At 68.5% G+C, this 18,173-nt stretch carries 18 protein-coding genes; 8 read left to right on the forward strand and 10 right to left on the reverse strand.

All coding sequences use genetic code 11. The annotated features are described in order from the left end of the window. The 3 genes from BO39_RS22400 to BO39_RS22410 all read right to left on the reverse strand — a co-directional run. Window positions 1–287, reverse strand: a 287-nt coding sequence (locus tag BO39_RS22400) for an IS5 family transposase (protein ID WP_043837804.1), incomplete at its 3' end; no start/stop codon positions are given. A 14-nt stretch (window positions 288–301) separates the two neighbouring features. Further along, window positions 302–667, reverse strand: coding sequence for a LysR family transcriptional regulator (locus tag BO39_RS22405; protein WP_084698378.1), 366 nt, complete (start codon window positions 665–667; stop codon window positions 302–304). A 149-nt stretch (window positions 668–816) separates the two neighbouring features. Then, on the reverse strand, window positions 817–2,100 hold the full coding sequence (locus tag BO39_RS22410; protein ID WP_342666336.1) for an MFS transporter: 1,284 nt from the start codon (window positions 2,098–2,100) through the stop codon (window positions 817–819). Window positions 2,101–2,197: 97 nt separating this feature from the next. Between BO39_RS22410 and BO39_RS22415 the strand changes: the two genes are divergently transcribed. The 7 genes from BO39_RS22415 (at window position 2,198) to BO39_RS22445 (ending at window position 9,262) form a co-directional block, all read left to right on the forward strand. Continuing rightward, the gene (locus BO39_RS22415; protein WP_156963828.1) at window positions 2,198–3,079 is read left to right on the forward strand and encodes a LysR family transcriptional regulator; all 882 of its coding nucleotides are present in this window, start codon (window positions 2,198–2,200) and stop codon (window positions 3,077–3,079) included. 262 nt (window positions 3,080–3,341) lie between these two features. Then, window positions 3,342–4,652: an ABC transporter substrate-binding protein gene (locus BO39_RS22420; RefSeq protein WP_052402465.1), complete on the forward strand. Its 1,311-nt coding sequence runs from the start codon at window positions 3,342–3,344 to the stop codon at window positions 4,650–4,652. A 10-nt stretch (window positions 4,653–4,662) separates the two neighbouring features. Beyond that, window positions 4,663–5,634, forward strand: a complete 972-nt coding sequence (locus BO39_RS22425) for a carbohydrate ABC transporter permease (RefSeq protein WP_043837732.1) — start codon at window positions 4,663–4,665, stop codon at window positions 5,632–5,634. A gap of 2 nt (window positions 5,635–5,636) precedes the next feature. Continuing rightward, window positions 5,637–6,500, forward strand: coding sequence for a carbohydrate ABC transporter permease (locus tag BO39_RS22430; protein WP_211257521.1), 864 nt, complete (start codon window positions 5,637–5,639; stop codon window positions 6,498–6,500). A gap of 10 nt (window positions 6,501–6,510) precedes the next feature. Beyond that, window positions 6,511–7,623 carry an ABC transporter ATP-binding protein gene (locus BO39_RS22435; protein ID WP_043837734.1) on the forward strand — a complete coding sequence of 371 codons (1,113 nt, stop codon included), beginning with the start codon at window positions 6,511–6,513 and terminating at the stop codon, window positions 7,621–7,623. Then, the gene (locus tag BO39_RS22440) at window positions 7,623–8,612 is read left to right on the forward strand and encodes a Gfo/Idh/MocA family protein (RefSeq protein ID WP_043837736.1); all 990 of its coding nucleotides are present in this window, start codon (window positions 7,623–7,625) and stop codon (window positions 8,610–8,612) included. The genes BO39_RS22435 and BO39_RS22440 overlap by 1 nt, the downstream gene beginning before the upstream one ends. Further along, on the forward strand, window positions 8,609–9,262 hold the full coding sequence (locus BO39_RS22445; protein ID WP_043837739.1) for a GntR family transcriptional regulator: 654 nt from the start codon (window positions 8,609–8,611) through the stop codon (window positions 9,260–9,262). Before BO39_RS22440 ends, BO39_RS22445 begins: the two co-directional genes overlap by 4 nt. Before the next feature lie 148 nt (window positions 9,263–9,410). Here BO39_RS22445 and BO39_RS22450 read toward each other — a convergent pair whose 3' ends face one another. Both BO39_RS22450 and BO39_RS22455 read right to left on the reverse strand, forming a co-directional pair. Next, the gene (locus tag BO39_RS22450; RefSeq protein WP_084698379.1) at window positions 9,411–9,830 is read right to left on the reverse strand and encodes an SDR family NAD(P)-dependent oxidoreductase; all 420 of its coding nucleotides are present in this window, start codon (window positions 9,828–9,830) and stop codon (window positions 9,411–9,413) included. Between the two features lie 285 nt (window positions 9,831–10,115). Further along, entirely contained in the window at window positions 10,116–10,943 is an 828-nt protein-coding gene (locus tag BO39_RS22455; protein ID WP_043837812.1) for an alpha/beta fold hydrolase, read from the reverse strand. 556 nt (window positions 10,944–11,499) lie between these two features. Between BO39_RS22455 and dinB the strand changes: the two genes are divergently transcribed. Further along, window positions 11,500–12,576 (forward strand): DNA polymerase IV, encoded by a 1,077-nt coding sequence (gene dinB, locus BO39_RS22460; protein ID WP_043837741.1) that lies wholly within the window; start codon window positions 11,500–11,502, stop codon window positions 12,574–12,576. A gap of 599 nt (window positions 12,577–13,175) precedes the next feature. Here dinB and BO39_RS30325 read toward each other — a convergent pair. The 5 genes from BO39_RS30325 to BO39_RS22485 form a co-directional block, all read right to left on the reverse strand. Next, window positions 13,176–14,069, reverse strand: a complete 894-nt coding sequence (locus BO39_RS30325) for an alpha/beta fold hydrolase (RefSeq protein WP_169742808.1) — start codon at window positions 14,067–14,069, stop codon at window positions 13,176–13,178. Between the two features lie 10 nt (window positions 14,070–14,079). Further along, complete coding sequence (locus BO39_RS30330) at window positions 14,080–15,012, reverse strand: alpha/beta fold hydrolase (protein ID WP_052402468.1); 933 nt, start codon at window positions 15,010–15,012, stop codon at window positions 14,080–14,082. 283 nt (window positions 15,013–15,295) lie between these two features. Then, a complete protein-coding gene (locus BO39_RS22475; RefSeq protein ID WP_043837743.1) occupies window positions 15,296–16,708 on the reverse strand; it encodes an FAD/NAD(P)-dependent oxidoreductase in 1,413 nt (470 codons plus the stop codon). Beyond that, window positions 16,705–17,001: a (2Fe-2S)-binding protein gene (locus tag BO39_RS22480; protein ID WP_043837746.1), complete on the reverse strand. Its 297-nt coding sequence runs from the start codon at window positions 16,999–17,001 to the stop codon at window positions 16,705–16,707. Before BO39_RS22480 ends, BO39_RS22475 begins: the two co-directional genes overlap by 4 nt. Then, complete coding sequence (locus tag BO39_RS22485; protein ID WP_043837748.1) at window positions 16,982–18,106, reverse strand: NAD(P)/FAD-dependent oxidoreductase; 1,125 nt, start codon at window positions 18,104–18,106, stop codon at window positions 16,982–16,984. The genes BO39_RS22480 and BO39_RS22485 overlap by 20 nt, the downstream gene beginning before the upstream one ends. Window positions 18,107–18,173 lie beyond the last annotated feature (67 nt).

The following is an 18,173-nucleotide window of genomic DNA, read 5'->3' on the forward strand; positions in this document are numbered from 1 at the left end:
ATCTGCCCGGCTGCCTGAAGGCGCTCCAGCAAAGCCCGGTGCAAGGCAGCCCAGACACCGGCCTCCTGCCAGTCCCGGAGCCTGCGCCAGCAACTCATCCCAGAGCCGCACCCCATCTCAGAAGGCAGCATCTCCCAGGGCAGGCCGGACCGCAGCACGAACAGAATGCCGGTCAGCGCCGCCCTGTCGGGCAGCCGCGGCCGCCCACCCTTGGGCTTGGGCCGCTCACGCGGCAGAAGCGGCTCGATCGCCGCCCAGAGATCATCCGGAACCAGGGGCTTCGCCATGCCCCGCAAAACGCTCACCAGCAGGTTTCGTTAGGTGCTCTTAGAGCGACCCCGGGCATATGGCCGAGCACGACGAGGCCACCTTCGCCGCCCGGCCGGCGGCGCAGGTTGCGGGCCAGCCGCTCATGGCTTTCCAGCAGGCCACGCGCATTCGCCAGCAGTTCGCGCGCCGCGATGTCGAGCCGAAGGCCCCGACCCACACGGTGAAACAGAGAGAAGCCCAGCTCGGTCTCGAGGTCCCGGATGACGCGGCTGAGCGGAGAGGCCGAGATGTTGAGGAGCACGGAGGCGCGCGATGCTCTCCGTCTCTGCGGCGCGGACGAAGGAGCGCAGGGCGCGGAGATCGAGCCTGTGCATCGTGGAGCCCGGACCAGGACCAACCGGGGCGCGACCTGGGGTTAACCGTGTGCTCCCGGTCATGGAAGGTGCCGCATCACCTTATTGCGCCGGGCCGGCCCCCCATCCCTCAGGCGCTGGACCTGTCGGAGCGTGACTCCACCCCCCCTCTCCACGCTTGTCCAGGGCCACCTCATCCCGCGGCCCCTTTGGCGCGGCGGGCCGTGGTCTCGATCAGCAAGGCCAGGGCGGCGAGGACGGCGCCGAGGCCGCAGACGGTGCTCCAGCCGCCGAAGTCCCAGGCCACCATGGCCCCGGCCGAGCCGGCCGCACCGCCGAGGAACATTCCGGTCATGAAGATCGTGTTGATTCGGCTGCGGGCGTCCGGTTGCAGGGCAAAGATGACGTGCTGGTTCGAAACGAGCGCGCTTTGCACCCCGAAGTCGAGCACGATCACACCTAGCACCAGCCCGCCCAGCGCCGACCAGGCGCCGAAGATGGCCCAGGCGGCGAGGGTGAGCAGGGCACCCAGCCCGATCACCAGCCGCGGCCCGCGCCGGTCGGCCAGACGCCCCGCCAAGGGCGCTGCCGCGATCCCAACCGCACCCACGATGCCGAACAGCCCGGCCACCTCCGAGCCGAGCGCGAAGGGCGGTCCTGCCAGCCTCAGGGCAAGCACGGTCCAGAAGACGGAGAACGAGCCGAAGAGGGCGGCCTGCATCAGCGTCGCCCGCCGCAGCGCGGGCTGCCCACGCCAGAGATGCACGAGCGAGCGCAGCGCCTGGCGGTAGCCCATAGAGGCCGCCGCGGGCCGGCTGGGCAGGATGGCCGCCATCGCGGCTGCGGCGCCGAGCGCCAGGGGTACGGCGAGCCAGAACATCGCCCGCCATCCGCCATGCGCGGCAACGAAGCCCCCGACGGTCCGGCTGAGCAGAATGCCCGTCAGGACCCCGCCGGTGACGATGCCCACCGTCGCGCCACGCCGCGCGGGCGAGGCGAGATGGGCGGCGAAGGGCACGATCTGCTGCGCCACCGTGGCGGTCATTCCCACAACAAGGGAAGCGAGGACGAGGATCGGTGCGCTGGGCGCCAGCGCCGCGAGAGCGAGCGCGGCGGCTAGGACGACGAACTGACCGACGATCAGCCGCTTCTGGTCCAGCAGATCACCGAGCGGCAGGAGCAGGAACAGGCTTGCTGCATAGCCGAGCTGCGTGGCCGTCGGGATCAGCGCAGTGGCGCCCGAGCCTGCGAAATCCTGCCCGATGATCCCAAGCATGGGTTGGTTGTAGTAGATGTTGGCGACGGCGATCCCCGCCGCGCCGGCCATGGCAAAGGTAAGGCCGGAGCCGAGCGCCGGAGGAAGCCGCCTAACGTCTTCCGGTCCTCTGCCGTGCTCCGGGGTGGTTGCCGCTTCGGGCGTGGCGGGTTGCGGCAGGTGGGGAGACGGCGGCGGCGTTTGTCGGAGGGAAGCGTCCAACACGGACCTTATCCTTTCTGCGGAGCCGGCTTTTTCGGCTCATAAAGCCCTCTGCTGTAGATCTACATTTTGATGGGGCAGTATAACGCCGGCGGATATGATCAACCTCTCTAACCTCGCCGTGCTGGTGGAGGCGGTTCAGGCGGGCAGCCTAGCGGCTGCGGCCCGCCGCCTGCGGATCACGCCGATGCTCGCTTCCCGCCGCCTGGCAGAATTGGAGGAGGAGGTTGGGGCGCGCCTGATGCACCGGACCACGCGCTCGCTGTCCCTCACCGTGGAGGGTGAGGCCTTCCTGCCCCATGCCCGCGCCTTGCTGGAGGAGGAGGCAATGGCCCGCGCTTCCGTCCGTCCGCTTTCGGCCGGGGTGACAGGGACGCTGCGGGTAACGGCCTCGGTGCCCTTCGGCCGGAAGGTGGTGGCGCCCCTGGTCGCCAGCTTCCTAAGGGATCATCCAGGACTGCAGGTGGACCTGCTGCTGAACGACGGGATCGTCGATATCGTGGCGCAGGGTTTGGACCTCGCCATCCGCATTGCCTCGCTGCGCGAGAACACGCTCGTCGCCAGGAGGCTGGCCGACAATCCACGCGGGCTCTACGCCGCGCCAGCCTACCTCGCGGAGCACGGCGTGCCGAAGGCGCCGGCGGATCTCGCGCGCCACCGCTGCCTCGCTCTGACGGGGGTGAGCCACTGGAGCTTCCTGCAGGGCGGCAGAACCCTGCGGCAGCGCGTCTCCGGGCCCTTCACCGCCAGCTCCGTGGAGGCGCTGCATCAGGCATGCCTGGGCGGGCTCGGCGTCACCATGCTGTCGGCCTGGGACGTGCGGGAGGAGGTGTCGGCGGGCCACCTGCTACCGATCCGGATGGGCGCCTGGGAACCCGAGGGGCTGGCGATCTGGGCGGTCTACCCGAGCGCGCGGCTGGTCCCGCCGAAGGTGCGGCTGTTCATTGCCGCGCTCGAGGAGCGTCTCCGGCAGAACTGAACGGCCCCTGTTGTGAAGTGCCCCCCCCGAAGAGCGCGGCTGAAGCGATCACCCGGCTTCCGCGCTGGGGATAGCGCCGGGCGGGAAGGGGGCAACGCGGGGTACGGTCCTTACATTGTCAATGATCGAGCGCTCGTCCGTTCAAACACTCGCCGCAAAGCGGCGGTCGGCGCCCTGTCGCTCGGATGCTCCGGCATTAATGTTGACAATCCGCGTGCCCGCCTGCTCCCCTGCTGGCAACAAACGTACAAGGGAACAGGAAATGTCTCGAAGCTCGTTCGGTTGGCTGCGCGCGGGCGCCGCGGCCCTGGGCCTCTTCGCCGCCATGCCGGCAGCGATGGCCCAGCCGACCGCCGCCAACCCACAGACCGTCACCATGTGGAGCCACTGGCCGGACGAAGCCTCCAAGCGCAACTATGTCGAGGCCCGCGTCCGCGCCTTCGAGGCAGCGAACCCCCAGTGCCGGATTCGGCTGAGTTTCATTCAGAAGGCGGACATCTACACCTCGGCCCGGGCTGCCGTGCGCACCGGCCAGGCTCCCGACATCTTCTGGCTTGAGCCGGACGAGATCGCCTTCGCACGGAACGGCTTTCTTGAGCCGCTCGACAGATACGTCGACCTGAACGGCCTGGAGGATTGGGCGCGCACCTCTTGGTCGCATAACGGTCGCGTCTACGGGCTCCCACTAGAGGCCTATACGGTCGAACTCTATTATAACCGCGACCGCGTTCGCGCACTTGGCGTGGAGGTTCCGGCCAGTGGTCAGCTGAACCAGGCGCAGTTCACCGATCTCGTCCGCCGCGGCGTCGCGGCCGGCATCACGCCGCTCGCGCAGGGCGTCGCGGACCGGCCCTTCCCGGGTGCCTACTTCCTGGAGGAGGTGCTGCTCCGCCGCCTCGGCCCCGACGATTATCGCAAGCTCCTGACCGGCCATCTGCCTTTCCGCGACCCGCGCGTGATGGCCGCGATGACCTGGGTGCGCGAGCTCGTGGACATCGGCGCCTATCCCCGCAGCATGGCGACGCTGAAGCTCGGCGAATCCCACTACTACTTCCACACCAACCCGGGCGCGCTGATGTTCCCGATCGCCAGCTGGTACACCGGCCGCGCCTTCGTACCGCCCGAGAGCGGCGGCCAGCCTCCCGGCTTCCCGCTCGGCCTGATGCAGTACCCCGTGATGGACAACAGCGACTGCCCGGAGTGCAAGACGCTCGCCGTTGGCGGCAGCTACGTCATGTACTCGCGCAGCCGGAACAAGGAATGCGCCGGCGCCCTGCTCAACTCTTTCGTCAACATCGAGAGCGGCAACCAGTGGATGGAGAGCGTCCTCCTCCAGACGGGCATCCGCACCGATCCCAGCCGCATCTCGGGTATTAACGCGCCCTATTTCCGTGAGCTGCAGCAGCGTTCCGAAGGCGCGCGCTTCTTCATCGGCACGCCCCTGCAGTACATGACCGGCCGCTGCGCCGATACCTTCCAGCAGGTGCTGAACCGTGCGCTGCCCGGCGGGCAGATCTCGCCCCAGGACGCGGCGGCGCAGATGGACGCGGCCTGCGCCGCGGCGCCGCAGTAAGGGGCGCCACGTGCCCGCACAGGCCGAAACCGCGCGCATCGCCGTACCCGCCACGCCGCGCCGGTGGTGGCCCGCATCACGGCAGGGGGGGCGCGATCCCGGCGCCCCCTCCTGGCTCACCCTCATGGTCTTCCTTGCGCCGGCGCTGGTGCTCTATGCGGGGCTGACCGCCTATCCCGTTGTCCGCACCTTCGCCGATAGTCTCTACGACCTGGAGAACATGGACGCGCCGCGCTTCATCGGCCTCGCCCACTTCCTTCAGATCTGGTCCGACGAGACCTTTCTCCGCGCGATCCGCAACACCCTCGTCTGGTCCTTCATCGCGCCGTTCCTTGATGTCGCGACTGGGCTGCTACTGGCCCTCTGCCTCTATGCCGGCGTGCCCTTCGCCCGCTTCCTCCGTATCGCCTGGTTCACGCCTGTTCTCCTCTCCTACGTCGTTGTCTCGATCCTCTGGCTCTGGATCTACAACTACGACTGGGGCGCGCTGAACCTTGCCCTCCGCGCAATGGGTCTCGACGGATGGGCCCGCGCGTGGCTCGGTGAGTCGAACACCGCGCTCGCGGCCCTGATGGTCACCCATGCCTGGAAATGGGCCGGCTTTAACATGGTCGTCTGCCTCGCCGCCCTGCACGCGCTTCCTTCCGAGGTGCTGGAAGCCGCCGAGCTCGACCACTGCGGCTGGGTTGCCAAGCTGCGCCATATTATCATTCCGCTGATGCGGCCGACGCTGCTCAACCTCTACATCCTTGCCTTCATCGGCAAGATGAAGGTCTTCGACCTCGTCTGGATCATGACGCAGGGTGGCCCGATGTGGTCCACCGAGACCGTCTCCACCTACGTCTACAAACGCGCCTTCGCCTGGAACACCTTCGACCTCGGCTATCCCTCCGCCATTGCCGTCGTCTGGTTCGTCATTGTCCTGGCCGCCGCCGCCCTGCTGCATCTGGCCTTTCGGCAGCGCGAAAAGCTGGAGTACTGAGCGTGTCGGACATCTCCATGAAAGCGCAGGGATGGGGCGACCGGCTGACGGGGCTTCTCCGCCGCGGCCCGTTGCTCGCTGTGCTCGTGCTCTACACCCTCTACACCACGCTACCCTTCCTCTGGGTTGGCGCCATGTCTCTCCGCACCACCGCCGAGATCAGCGCCGACCACTACGGCCTGCCCTCTCCCGCGCATTGGGGAAAGTTCCGGGCGGCCTGGGTGGACAGCAACTTCGCCGGCTACTTCTGGAACAGCACCGTCGTCGTCGTCACCGCGGTCGTGGTCGTGACGGTTCTCGGGGCCATGGCAGCTCATGCGCTGGCCCGCTACAAGTTCCCCGGCAACCGCCTGCTCTACTTCATCCTCTTCTCCTCCATCATCTTCCCGCCGCAGATCGTCCTTCTCTCGTTGTTCCAGATCCTCGTGAACTACGACCTCTACAACACGCGCATCGGCCTCATCCTCGTCTATGTCTCGCTTCAACTGCCGCTCACCGTCTTCATCCTCGAGGCCTTTTTCGCCCGCATCCCACAGGACCTGTTCGAGGCCGCGCGCATCGACGGCTATACCGATCTTCAGATCTTCCTCCGCATCGTGGTTCCCGTGGGAATGCCCGCGATCGTCACCACGGTCATCCTCAACTTCGTCCATCTCTGGAACGAGTACCTCTTCGCCGTCGTGCTCGTCAGCGACGAGGAGCTGCGGACCCTGCCGGTCGGCATCCAGCGCTTCATGGGCGACTACTTCCAGGACATCGGCATGATCGCGACCGGCGTGATGATCGCCGTCATCCCAGTGATCGTCGTCTACGCCTTTTTTTCCGAGAAGCTGATCCAGGGAATGACGGCAGGCGCCGTCAAGTAGGGGAACGACCATGGCAACTGTCCAGCTGCAGGATGTCTGCAAACGCTACGGCGGCGCGGGAGGCCTTACCGCCGTTCAGGATGTCAGCCTCACCGTCGCTGATGGGGAGTTCATGGTGCTGCTCGGCCCCTCCGGCTGCGGCAAGTCCACCACGCTGCGCATGATCGCCGGGCTGGAAAGCATCAGCGACGGCCGTCTGGCCATCGATGGACGCGCGATGAATGCGGTGCCTGCCAAGGATCGCGACATCGCCATGGTGTTCCAGTCCTACGCGCTCTATCCGCACATGACGGTCGCCGATAACCTCTCCTTCGGCCTCAAGCGCCGCGGCACCCCGCGCGCCGAAATCGAGCGCCGCGTGACGGCTACGGCCGCGATGCTCGGCCTCACCGAATACCTTGCCCGCCGCCCCGCCGCGCTTTCCGGCGGTCAGCGCCAGCGTGTCGCCCTCGGCCGCGCCATCGTCCGGGAACCGAAGGTCTTCCTTTTCGACGAACCCCTCTCCAATCTCGACGCCGCACTCCGCGTCGCCACCCGCAACGAACTGACGCGCCTGCACCGCCGCCTCGGCGCCACCATGATCTACGTCACCCATGACCAGGTGGAGGCGATGACCATGGGCAGCCGTATCTGCGTCATGAACCGCGGGCGCATTGCCCAGGTGGGCGCCCCACTCGACGTCTATCGCAACCCCGCCGACACCTTCGTCGCCCGGTTCCTCGGCAGCCCGCCGATGAACCTCCTGCCCGCCCGCCTCCGCCACGCCGCGGCGGGCACGGTTGCCCTGGTTGCAGGTGCCGAGGTCCCGCTGACTCGGTGGTCCGACGCTGCTCTCGCCGGCATCGCGGAGGCAAGCTTCGGTATACGCCCGGAGGACATGGTTCTGCTTCCCTCCGATGCTGGGCCGCAGCCCTCCATCACCGGCACGGTAGCCAGCGTCGAGCCGCTCGGCGCCGAAACCCTTCTCCTGGTGGACACGGAGGGCGGGGAGGTCACCGCCCGGCTGCATCGCGACACGGCCGCGTGCCCCGGAGATGCGGTCCGCCTCGGAATTCCCTCCACGGCCGCCTATCTCTTCGGCTCCGATGGCCGTGCCATCGCCACCGACCGGGCCGTGAACTAGTGCTTCGCATCGGCCTCGCTGGCGCCGGCATGGTCAGCCGGCACCACCTCATCGCCTGGCGCGCCCAGTCCCACCGTGCCCAGGTCGTCGCGATCGCCGATCCGAGCGACGCCGCCGCCGCGACGCGCGCGGAGGAGTTCGGCATCCCACGCCGCTATCCCGACACCGCCGCCATGCTCGAGGCGGAAGGGCTCGACGCCCTCGACATCGCCTCCCCGCGCGAAACCCATGTCGCGATCGTGGAGGCCGCCACCGGCCGCGGCATTCCGACGCTTTGCCAGAAGCCCCTGGCGCCGAGCCTGGCCGAGGCCGAGGCCCTTGTCGCGCGGGTCGCCGGCCGTGCCCGGCTCATGGTCCACGAGAACTGGCGGTTCCGTCCCTATTACCGCGACATGCGCGCCTGGATTGCCGAGGGCCGCATCGGCACCCCGCGCCAGGCGCTCGCGACCCTCCTGACCGCCGGCATGCTCCCCGGCCCGGACGGCGCCCGCCCCGCGCTTACCCGCCAACCCTTCATGCGCGACCTCGACCGCATGCTGGTGGCGGAGGTTCTGATCCATCACCTGGATACCCTCCGCTTCCTCCTCGGTCCGCTCGTCGTCGAAGCGGCGACGCTTGGCCGCACCTGCCCGGAACTGCGCGGAGAGGACCGCGCGACGATCGCCATGACGGGGCCGGACAGCCTCGCTGCTGTCCTCATCGGCAACATGTCCGTCGCCGGCGCGGCTCCCACCCAGACCGACGATGTCACCATCATCGGCGACAAGGGTACGATCCGCCTCGCCGGTGACCTGATGACATGGAACGGGGAGGGGCGGGACGAGCGCCGCTACGATCTCGCGGCCTGCTACCAGGGTTCCTACGATGCGGTCATCGCCCACTTCCTCGACCGGCTGGCGGACGGCGCACCGTTCGAAACCTCCCCGGCCGACAACCTCCAGACGCTGCGCCTGGTGGAGGACTGCTACGCCCGGGCGGCCCCGTCATGAGCTCGCCGGAACCCGAGATCGTCCAGGCCCTGCAGGAGGAGATCATCTTTGGCCGCCTGCCGCCGGGCACCCGCTTGGTGGAAGACGCACTCCTCGCCCGCTTCGGCGTTTCCCGGCACTATGTCCGACAGGCGCTGGACCGCCTCGAACGCCTCGGCCTGGCTGTCGGCGAGCGCAACAAGGGCTTCACCGTCCGCTCCCTCTCTCCGGTTGAGGTGGAGCAGATCTACGAGGTCCGGGAACTCGTGCAACGCCAGGCCGCGCTCCGCATTCCGCTGCCGGCCCCGCCCGCATTGATCGAGGCGCTGAACGCCATCAACGCCGAACTGGCCGGATACATGGAGACGCGCGACCTCCGCGGGGTGCACGAGGCCAACGACCGGTTCCATCTCCGACTCTTCGGCGCCTGCGGGAACGATCACCTTCTGGCGACCGTGCAGCACTATATGCGCCTCAGCCTCCCCGTCCGGGCGAAGACGCTCGCGGATGTGGACTCTCTCCGCGTCTCGCACGGACAGCACCAGCTCATGATCCAGATGCTCCAGGGACACGATAACTGGGTTCTCGCCCAGCTCTGCGTCGATCACCTCCAGCCCAGCAAGAACGAGTACTTTGCCCGCGCCAAGCTCCGCGACACGCACGCGGCGTAATGGCGGATGCCAGACAGGTCCGGATGGCACCCGGCACGGCTTATGTGACTGGCCAATGCATCGCCCTTGTGCCGAAGCCGTCCGGGTGCGGGCGCGCGAGAGGCGCGTTCGACCGCTCGGGCGCTGCCGGCCGACGCGATGTCCCTTGTCAAGCCGGCTTGGGCGCCGCGGTCGGGACAGCGTTGAAGGCATCGGCGAGCTTGTGCTCGCCGGTGCCGGGATTGTCGCTGATGGCGTGGGCGGCTTCCACAACGCCCGCTTCGTCATTGCTGGACAGCTTCTCCATTGTCCCGGCGAGAGAGATCCTGACGCACTGATCGTCGTTCTGCCCGATCAGGTCAGCGGCGATCCACGGCGGCGCGATCTCCTGAACCGTCACCGGGCTTTTCCGGAGCATCAGGCGCTGCGACAGGGTGTCGCTGTGCAGCGCGGCCTTGCTGGGCGAGTAGACTGCGCTCCGCGCGAGCGGCAGACAGGCCAAGATGGAGGTGTGGTCAACGATGGTGGCGCGTGCCGGGCGCTTCAGGTGCTTGATCAGCGCCCCGGTCAGTTGGACGGGACCGGCCAGGTGTTACTCGATCGTCATTTCGCCGGGCTTGCGGGCCGCCATTCTGCAGGCCTCGAGCCTCTCCGCGCGGGCGGCCCTGGATCGACGAGGATCGGCGCCTCCCCGCCTGGAAACGGGATCGTCACCTCCATCGCCGGCCTAAGGAACAGCACGCGTCCGCTGGCACCCAGCGTCAGCAGAGAAGCACCACCCCTCCGCGTCGCAGGGCGCGGAACGCTGCACCCCGTTGCCCGGAGCAAGAGACGAGGGTGACCTTCCACAGGGGAGGATCGCCCTCGCTGGGCCTCAGCCCTTGATGAAGGCGAGGAGGTCGGGGTTGATCACCTCGGCATGGGTGGTGGCCATGCCGTGGGGAAAGCCGGGGTAGGTCTTCAGCGTGCCGTGCTTCAGCAGCCTGATCCCGATCCGGGCCGCGTCGTCGATCGGCACGATCTGGTCGTCCTCGCCGTGCATCAGCAGGACCGGCACGTTGATCGCCTTCAAGTCCTCGGTGAAGTCGGTCTCGGAGAAGGCCTTGATGCACTCGTAATGGGCCTGGGCGCTGCCCATCATGCCCTGGCGCCACCAGTTGTCTACCACGCCGGGGATCATCTCGGTGCCCGCCCGGTTGAAGCCGTAGAAGGGGCCGGAGGGCACGTCGCGGAAGAACTGGGCGCGGTTGGCGGCGAGCGCCTTGCGGAAGCCGTCGAACACCTCGATCGGTAGGCCGCCGGGGTTGGAAGCGCTCTTGACCATGACCGGCGGCACGGCGCCGATCAGCACGGCCTTGGCCACGCGCCCGTTACCGCCGTGCCGGGCCACGTAGCGCGCCACCTCGCCGCCGCCGGTGGAGTGGCCCACATGGATGGCGCCCTCGAGGTCAAGATGGGCCGCCAGCGCCGCGACGTCGGCGGCGTAGGTGTCCATCTCGTTACCCTTGTCCGTCTGGCTGGACCGGCCGTGGCCGCGGCGGTCATGCGCGATCACGCGGTAGCCCTGGGAGAGGAAGAACAGCATCTGCGCGTCCCAGTCATCCGCGCTCAGCGGCCAGCCGTGGTGGAAGACGATCGGCTGGCCCGTGCCCCAGTCCTTGTAGAAGATCTGCGTGCCATCCTGGGTGGTGATGAAGCTCATGGTCCTGCGTCCTTCGCTCTGGTTGGTGGGGGAGGTCGGCGGCTGGCCCGTCTGCGCGAGCGCCGCCCCCGGGAAGGCCTGGGCGGCGCCAAGTCCGGCTCCGGCCAGGATCGTGTCGCGCCGGTTGATCGCGGTGGGCGCCCTTTCTGCCCTGTCCATGTCGGTTCTCCTGGAAGAGGTGCCTTCTGGGGACCGGCATCCTTGCCCTGTTCAGGCGCATGAATCTTGAACGGATCGGCCCCGACGGACAGGCGGCGTGTGTCCCGAGGTTGGCCGCGGTGAGAGCCGAAAGCGACCGCCGCTCCAGCCCGCCAGGCGCCTCGATGATGCGCTTCGCCAATGCGCGCACGCTGCTTCTTCTGGCGCCATGCGCTCAGCTTCGGACTCCCACGCACAGGCAGAAGGTTGGCGCCCCACCCGCTCCCGGCTTGGATCGTTGAAGCGTCAGGAGGCTCCGTTCTGCGAGAGGGGGGTAGGGAAGCGGCAACCACTGCCCCGCTCCGGCCCTACCATGGTAGGCTAGAACCTTCTTTCCGTTCCCCTCCCCGCTGAGCCTGTGACCCTCGCCCGCAAGATCATTCATGTGGACATGGACGCCTTCTACGCGTCGGTCGAGCAGCGGGATGACCCGTCGCTGGCAGGTCTGCCGCTGGCGGTGGGCGGCTCCCGGGAGCGGGGGGTCGTGGCCGCCGCCAGCTACGAGGCACGAGCCTTCGGGGTGCGCTCGGCCATGCCGTCTCGCACGGCACTCCGGCTCTGCCCGGGGCTTCACTTCGTGTCGCCGCGCTTCGAGCGCTACCGTGAGGTCTCTGCCCAGATCCGCGAGGTCTTCCTGGAGCACACACCGCTGGTCGAGCCGCTCTCGCTCGACGAGGCCTACCTCGACGTCACCGAGAACCTGCAGGGGCTGCCAAGCGCGACCGCCGTAGCCCGACGGATCCGGGCCGAGATCCTGGAGCGCACCGGGCTGACCGCCTCGGCGGGGGTCTCCTACAACAAGTTCCTCGCCAAGCTGGCGAGCGACATGCGCAAGCCCAACGGCATGTTCGTCATTACGCCCGAGAAGGGCCCGGCCTTTGTCGAGGCGCTGGAGGTCTCAAGGTTCCACGGTGTCGGTCCGGCGACCGCCGCCCGAATGGAGGCGCTCGGCATCCGCACCGGTCGCGATCTTCGCGAGCGGAGCCTCGCCTTCCTGCAGGAGCACTTTGGCAAAGCGGGCGCCCACTTCCACGCCATCTCACGCGGCGAGGACCATCGGCCGGTGGTGCCGGACCGGCCGCGGAAGTCCTCCGGCTCGGAGACGACCTACGCGCGCGACCTCACCACCGCAGCGGAGGTGGAGACGGGCATCGCGGCGCTCGCGGAGGAGGTATGGGGATGGTGCGAGAAGACGGGCATCTTCGGGCGGACCGTCACGGTGAAGGTGAAGTTCGCCGACTTCCGCCAGGTGACCCGCGGCCGTACCTCGCCGATGCCGATCACCAGCAGGGAGGAACTCGCGGGGATATCGCTGGAACTGGTACGGGGCGTCTTCCCGCTGCCGAAAGCCGTGCGCCTTCTCGGCGTGACTACCGCAGGCTTCGACAACGTCGCTGAGGAGCGCTCCGGCCAGATCAGCATGGACTTCGGCTGAGCAAGAAATTAGCGGGCAGGCAAAGCCTGCCTGAAGCAGCACGTCCACGTTCGGCCAGCCATTGCGAAGCGGACCGCCAGGGGGCGGCCAAGGCTTGATCCGCGCCTCTTCGAACCCGTTACTGCCGGTGAGTGGTGCCCCACGGCGGATGAAGCGTCGCTCAGCGGGGCGCCCCCGCGCGCAGCGCCTCCGCCAGGGCCAAGCCGGCGAGGCGGGTCGTTGATGCGCACCATCGACGGCGGCTTTGGCGCCTGACCGGACGAAGGGCGGGGCAGCCGTGACCCCGCCCGGGGTTTCGTCGCGTAGCTGGACGCTCCGAGGCTGCGCATCACCCTCGTGGCAGGTTTGAAACGGACGCCAGACGGATGTCTCCTGTCGCTAAGCGGCGCGCCGAGACGTGCCCGATCAGCCGGTACGTCACCTCCAAGAACAGGGCATTGTAGCAGAGCGTGATCTCTGCGTCCGCCTCTGGAATAGTAGGACCTGGAAGGACGATGTTACCGAAGGCGGTCCACGCTGAGGTCACTGGCGAGCGGCTGGCTGAAGCCTGGCAGCCCCAGCTTCGCGATGAGGCACGGCATGCGGCATCCGATCCATGATCACGCCACCTCGGCTATCAACCCATCCTGGAAGGCGGTCAGGACCTGCAGGAAAGGCTCCGGCTGCTCGCGGAAGGGAAAGCTGCCGCTCCGGTTAATCAAATGAAACTGCGTGGCCGGCTGGTGCTGCGCGATGATCCTGAACAGCCAGAGCATGTGATCGCGTGAGACGAGCGGGTCTTCCGCCGCCGCGATGATCTGGGTGGGAACGGGGAAGGCGGCCTCCCGCGCCGCCCGGAACACGCCGAACTTGGCGCGCAACACGCTCGTGGCAAGAGCCGCGGCCGCGGCTGGATCGGCCATGCGCCGCAGCATGGCTTGGTGCGCCTCGCTCTCCGCGGCCGCCACCGCCGCGTCCAGAAGCGCGTCGTCGATATGGTGGTGGGCATAGGACATACGGTCGAACGCCCAGAACTGCGCCTGACGCGTGGTGGCCGGGGAGGGCGCGGCGAAGAAGGTGAGGTTGTCCACCCCGTCGCCGCTCGGCGCGGCGGCAGCGCTGGCGACGATCGTCAAGGATGCAAGAAGGGCCGGCTTCTCCAGCGCCACCATCGCGCCGACCAGCCCGCCTGTATCGTGCCCAACGAGATGCACGGGACCGTCCACTGCCGCGGCGATCGCGGCACAGGCGTGGCGCGCCAGAACCTCCAGCGTCAGCGGGCCATCGCCAGCGGGGGTACCGCCGCTGCCAGGGGAGTCGATGGCGATCACCCGGCGCGCGCGGGCAAGGGCTTCCGGAAGGGCGCCCCAGAGATGCGAGCCGCCGGCATAAGGCACCAGGCCCGGCAGGCCGCCGTGCAGCAGCACCACCGCTGGGCCTTCGCCTCGACCGGCTTCGAGGATGCGGGTCGCCAGGCCATCCGCCTGGATGGTACGGGAGAGGAGCGTGGTCACGGGTTCGTCCTCAACGGGCGCTGTGGAGATCGACAAAGCCGGCGAGCAGCGCATTGAACCGCTCGGGGTGTTCCCGGTAGACGAAGTGGCCGGCCTGGTTGAACACGTTGAAGGTGGTGCGGCGCTCGTGCTTCGCGATGCGCTCGAACAGCTCAATCCCGCGCTCCACCAGGGCGGTTTGGTCGTTGAAGCCCCAGATCACCTGCGTGGGGCGCTGGAGACGTCCCTCGTCAATCCAGGTAAGGGTCTCGCGCTTGTAGCGGGCGAGGTTCGGCAGGAAGAGGCTGGCGCCCAGGCCTTCTCCGACGATCTTGTCCACACCGCGCCTGTAGTCCGGGTTGTTGAGCGTCTCCATTACCACGTCCATCCAGGCTTCCGTCACGACCTCCTTGCGGAAGCAGTAGTTCTCGTAGACCCAGCGGGCGGACTCCCGGGTGAAGGGTGGATGCGGAGGACGAGCCAGCACCACCTCGTTCGTGCCCACGCCGGGGCTGAGCGTGCCGCTGGTGACGATGGTGAGGGAGCGGATCAGGTCCGGACGCTCCATCGCCAGCCGCGCCGAGGCGAAGCCGCCGCGGGAATGGCCGACGATATGCACCGGCGGCAGCTTCAGGGCGACGATGAAATCGCGGATATGCGCGATTACGGCGGCCATCGTGTAGTCCTCGTCCCGCAGGGGCGGGTCGGTGAACCCCTGGCCGATCTTGTCCGGCACCACCACGCGGAAGCGCTTCGCAAGCGGTGCGACCTGCATGTTCCAGGCATAGGCGGAGGAGGCGGAATCAGCGCCGCCGAAATTGCCGCCATAGATGAAGACCAGCGTCTCGGGCCCCTCGCCCGCTTCGTGATAGGCGGTGCGGATTCCGCCGATATCGATGAACTGCCGAGGCGGAAGCGGACAGGGATCAAGCGACTTGCCGTGGCCCGCCGTCATGCTGTCCATCGCCTGTCTCCCCTTGGGGCAACGCTGATCCCGTAGGGGCTAAGTTAGACACAGCGTTCGATAGCTATCAATCTTCCTCCTCTTGCTGCGGTCCGTCCTCGATTGCCTCAGGACGGTGAGCGAATTGGCTCAGCCGAAGTTCGGGCGCATCAAGCGGCTGACACAGGACGGCTTGCCGATGGTGCATCAAGCGTCGCCGCTTGATGTGTTCACACGTCGGAAGGATGGTGTGTCCTCGGCCGCACATAACAGGATTGGCAAACACCATTTGGGATAGCCAGGATTAGCCCCGCTCGACGGCGAGGCGCTCTTCCTCCGTGTTCGGCAGGCTGGCGAATTCGGCAACGGTCAGCGGCTTCACAGGGCTACGCAGGCGATAATAGCCGACTTCGACCGGCGACACGCCGCGTGCTTGCGCGATGGCCTCTGTCACTGTCAGTCCGCAAAGCCTTCCCTGGCAGGGCCCCATGCCGCAGCGCAGGAAGGTCTTCATCTGGTTGGGGCCGGAGACCTGCAGCCGCTCGGCCGTCTCGCGTAGCATGCGCCCTGTCACCTCCTCGCAGCGGCAGGCCAGCGCCTCCTCGGCGGCGCGACGGAAAGCTGTGGCCGGGCGGTAGAGGGCGTCGAGAAAGGCACGGCCCCGCATTTGGCGGGTGAGCCGCGCACGCATTGGTGCGGCGAGGCGGTCGCGGGCCGTTTCCGAGAGGCGGCCGAGCGCCGCCGCTGCCGCCAGTCCCGCCAGCGCGCCACGGGAGGCGGCGGTCTCTGCGCCCGCAATACCCGCACCGTCACCGGCAAGGAAAAGGCCGGGGAGAGAGGTCGCGCCCCATTCGTCCGTGCGCGGCTGGAAGCAGGCCTGCGCCTCGTTCCAGTCCAGCGCGCAGCCGGCCGCGGCGGGCAGGTTGAGATTCGGCGTGACGCCCTGGTGCAGCAGCACGTGGTCCACCGGCACCGTGACCGGCGCGCGGATACCGCGGCGATAGACAACCCGCTCGGCGTGCACCTCGCCCTCGATGGCCAGCTCAGTCACGCCAGAGACGATGGGCACGGCACGCCGTACCCTCGCCATCAGCGCCAGCCCCTTGCGCGCGTAGGGCGTGGCGAGGAAGGACGGCAGATGGGGCAGGGCGCGGCCCCAGTTGCTGCGCGGCGTCGTATCCAGGATCAGGGAGGGCGGCAGGCCCGCCGCAACGGATTGCGCGGCGAACAGCCAGAGCAACGGACCGCACCCAGCCAGCACCACGCGCCCCGTCGCGGCCAAGCCTTGCGCCTTCAGCAGCGTTTGCGCCGCGCCCGCGCTCAACACACCCGGCAACGTCCAGCCGGCGACGGGGAAGGGCCGCTCCTGCGCGCCGGTGGCCATCACCACCTGTCCGGCCTGCACCAGTCGCGCTTGCCCGTCCACGGAGAAGCCGACGCGGCGCTCCGCGTCCAGATGCCAGACGGTGGCGCCAGGCTGGTAGGTGGCGCCGGCCGCGGCGAACGCCGTGGCGATGGCGGCGCCCTTCCAGTAATCGGGGCCCAGCACGGCGCGGTCGGTCAGCGGCGTGGTCGTGACGGCACGATAGATCTGTCCGCCCGGGCCGGCGCCCTCGTCCAGCAGCAGCACGGAGGCACCCTGCGCGACGGCAGCGGTAGCCGCCGACATCCCGGCCGGGCCGGCGCCTATAATGACGATGTCGTATTCGTCGCTCACCGCCCCGGTTCCCTTCGCCCGTGCTGGGTCTCCACCGACATGCCTTCGCGCAGCGGAACGAGGCAGGCTTGGCGGTTGCCGGTGCCGTCGATGACCACCAGGCAGTCGAAGCACACGCCCATCATGCAGTAGCCGCCGCGCGCCGCGCCGGAGACGGCAGTCTCGCGGCAGGCATCGCGCCCGAGAGCGAGAAGGGCCGCGGCCACGCTGTCACCCTCCCGCCCCTCCACCGGCTCGCCGTCCAGTCGGAAGCGCAGCACGGGCCGCGCCACCTCATGCAGCCGCCGGAACATCAAACCTCCTCGTTGTGAAGGCGCCGAGCAGCGCCTCGTCCAGAGCGCCGGCATCGATCATCGGTGCCAGCAGCAGAGCGTGGGCCGCGGCAAGGGTGACGCCGCTGTGGCAGTTGCAGAGGAAGGCGCCAGGTGCCGCCTCGGACTGCTGGTAAATAGGGAACCCGTCCTTCGTCATGACGCGCAGCGCCGACCAGGTGCGGACCACGTTCAGCCGCCCGATCTCCGGGAACATGCGGGCCGCGCGCCGCGCCATCACCGCCAGCACGCCGAGGCCGAGGCTGGTGTCGAATCCCGCCTCCTCCTGGCTATCGCCCATCATGATGCCGCCCTCGTCGGTCTGGCGCAGCGTGACCACGGGATGGGTGAGGAAGGGGGAGGCTTTCTCCGTCACCAGCGCCTGTCCGCGCTGCGGGCGCACCGGGGCCGCGAGGCCGAGCATCGGGCCGAGGCGCGCGTTGCCCGTACCGGCCGCCAGCACCACCTTGGCCGCGGTAAAGGCGCCCTTCGACGTCGCGATGCGGAAGCCACCGCCCGGCAGCGCCTCCATCGTTTCTACCGGATGATCCGGGAAGTAGTCGCCACCGCGGATCGCAAAAGCAAGGTGAGAGGCACGGAAGGCGCGCAGCGCGTTAAGGTGTCCGTCCAGCGGGCAGTAGCTGGCGCCGACCACGTCGGGGCCGATGCCGGGAAAGACCTGCCGGACGCGGGCGCGGTCCCACATCTCGTAAGGGTATGTCTCGAAGCCGGGTTGGGCGTGCAGCCGGGCGAGGAAGGCGGCGCGCCGCTCCATCTCGGCCTCCGACAGCAGCAGGGTGAAGCCGCCGGGCTGGTCGAGGGCGCAGTCCACCGCGCTCTCCTGCTTCAACGCGGCCGCGAATTCCGGCCAGGCCGCCGCGGAGCGCCGCGTCCAGGCGGAGTAGGCGGGCATCCCCATGCCCTTGCTCTGCACCCAAACGAGCGAGAAGTTGCCTCGGCTGGCACGGAAGGCCAGGTCACCCTCGTCCAGGATGGTGGTGCGCCGGCCGAGCCTTGCCATGCCATAGCCGATGGCGGCGCCCATCAGCCCGCCGCCCAGCACCGCCACGTCGTATTCGCGCGTCATGCCTCTCCCGCCACGCTGCGTGCGGTGGAGAGTCAGGGAGCGCGCCCGCGGGGTCAAATCGGTTCTG

Origin of the sequence: Roseomonas aerilata DSM 19363, from assembly GCF_000711725.1 — a bacterium.
GTDB classification, from domain to species: Bacteria; Pseudomonadota; Alphaproteobacteria; order Acetobacterales; family Acetobacteraceae; genus Roseomonas; species Roseomonas aerilata.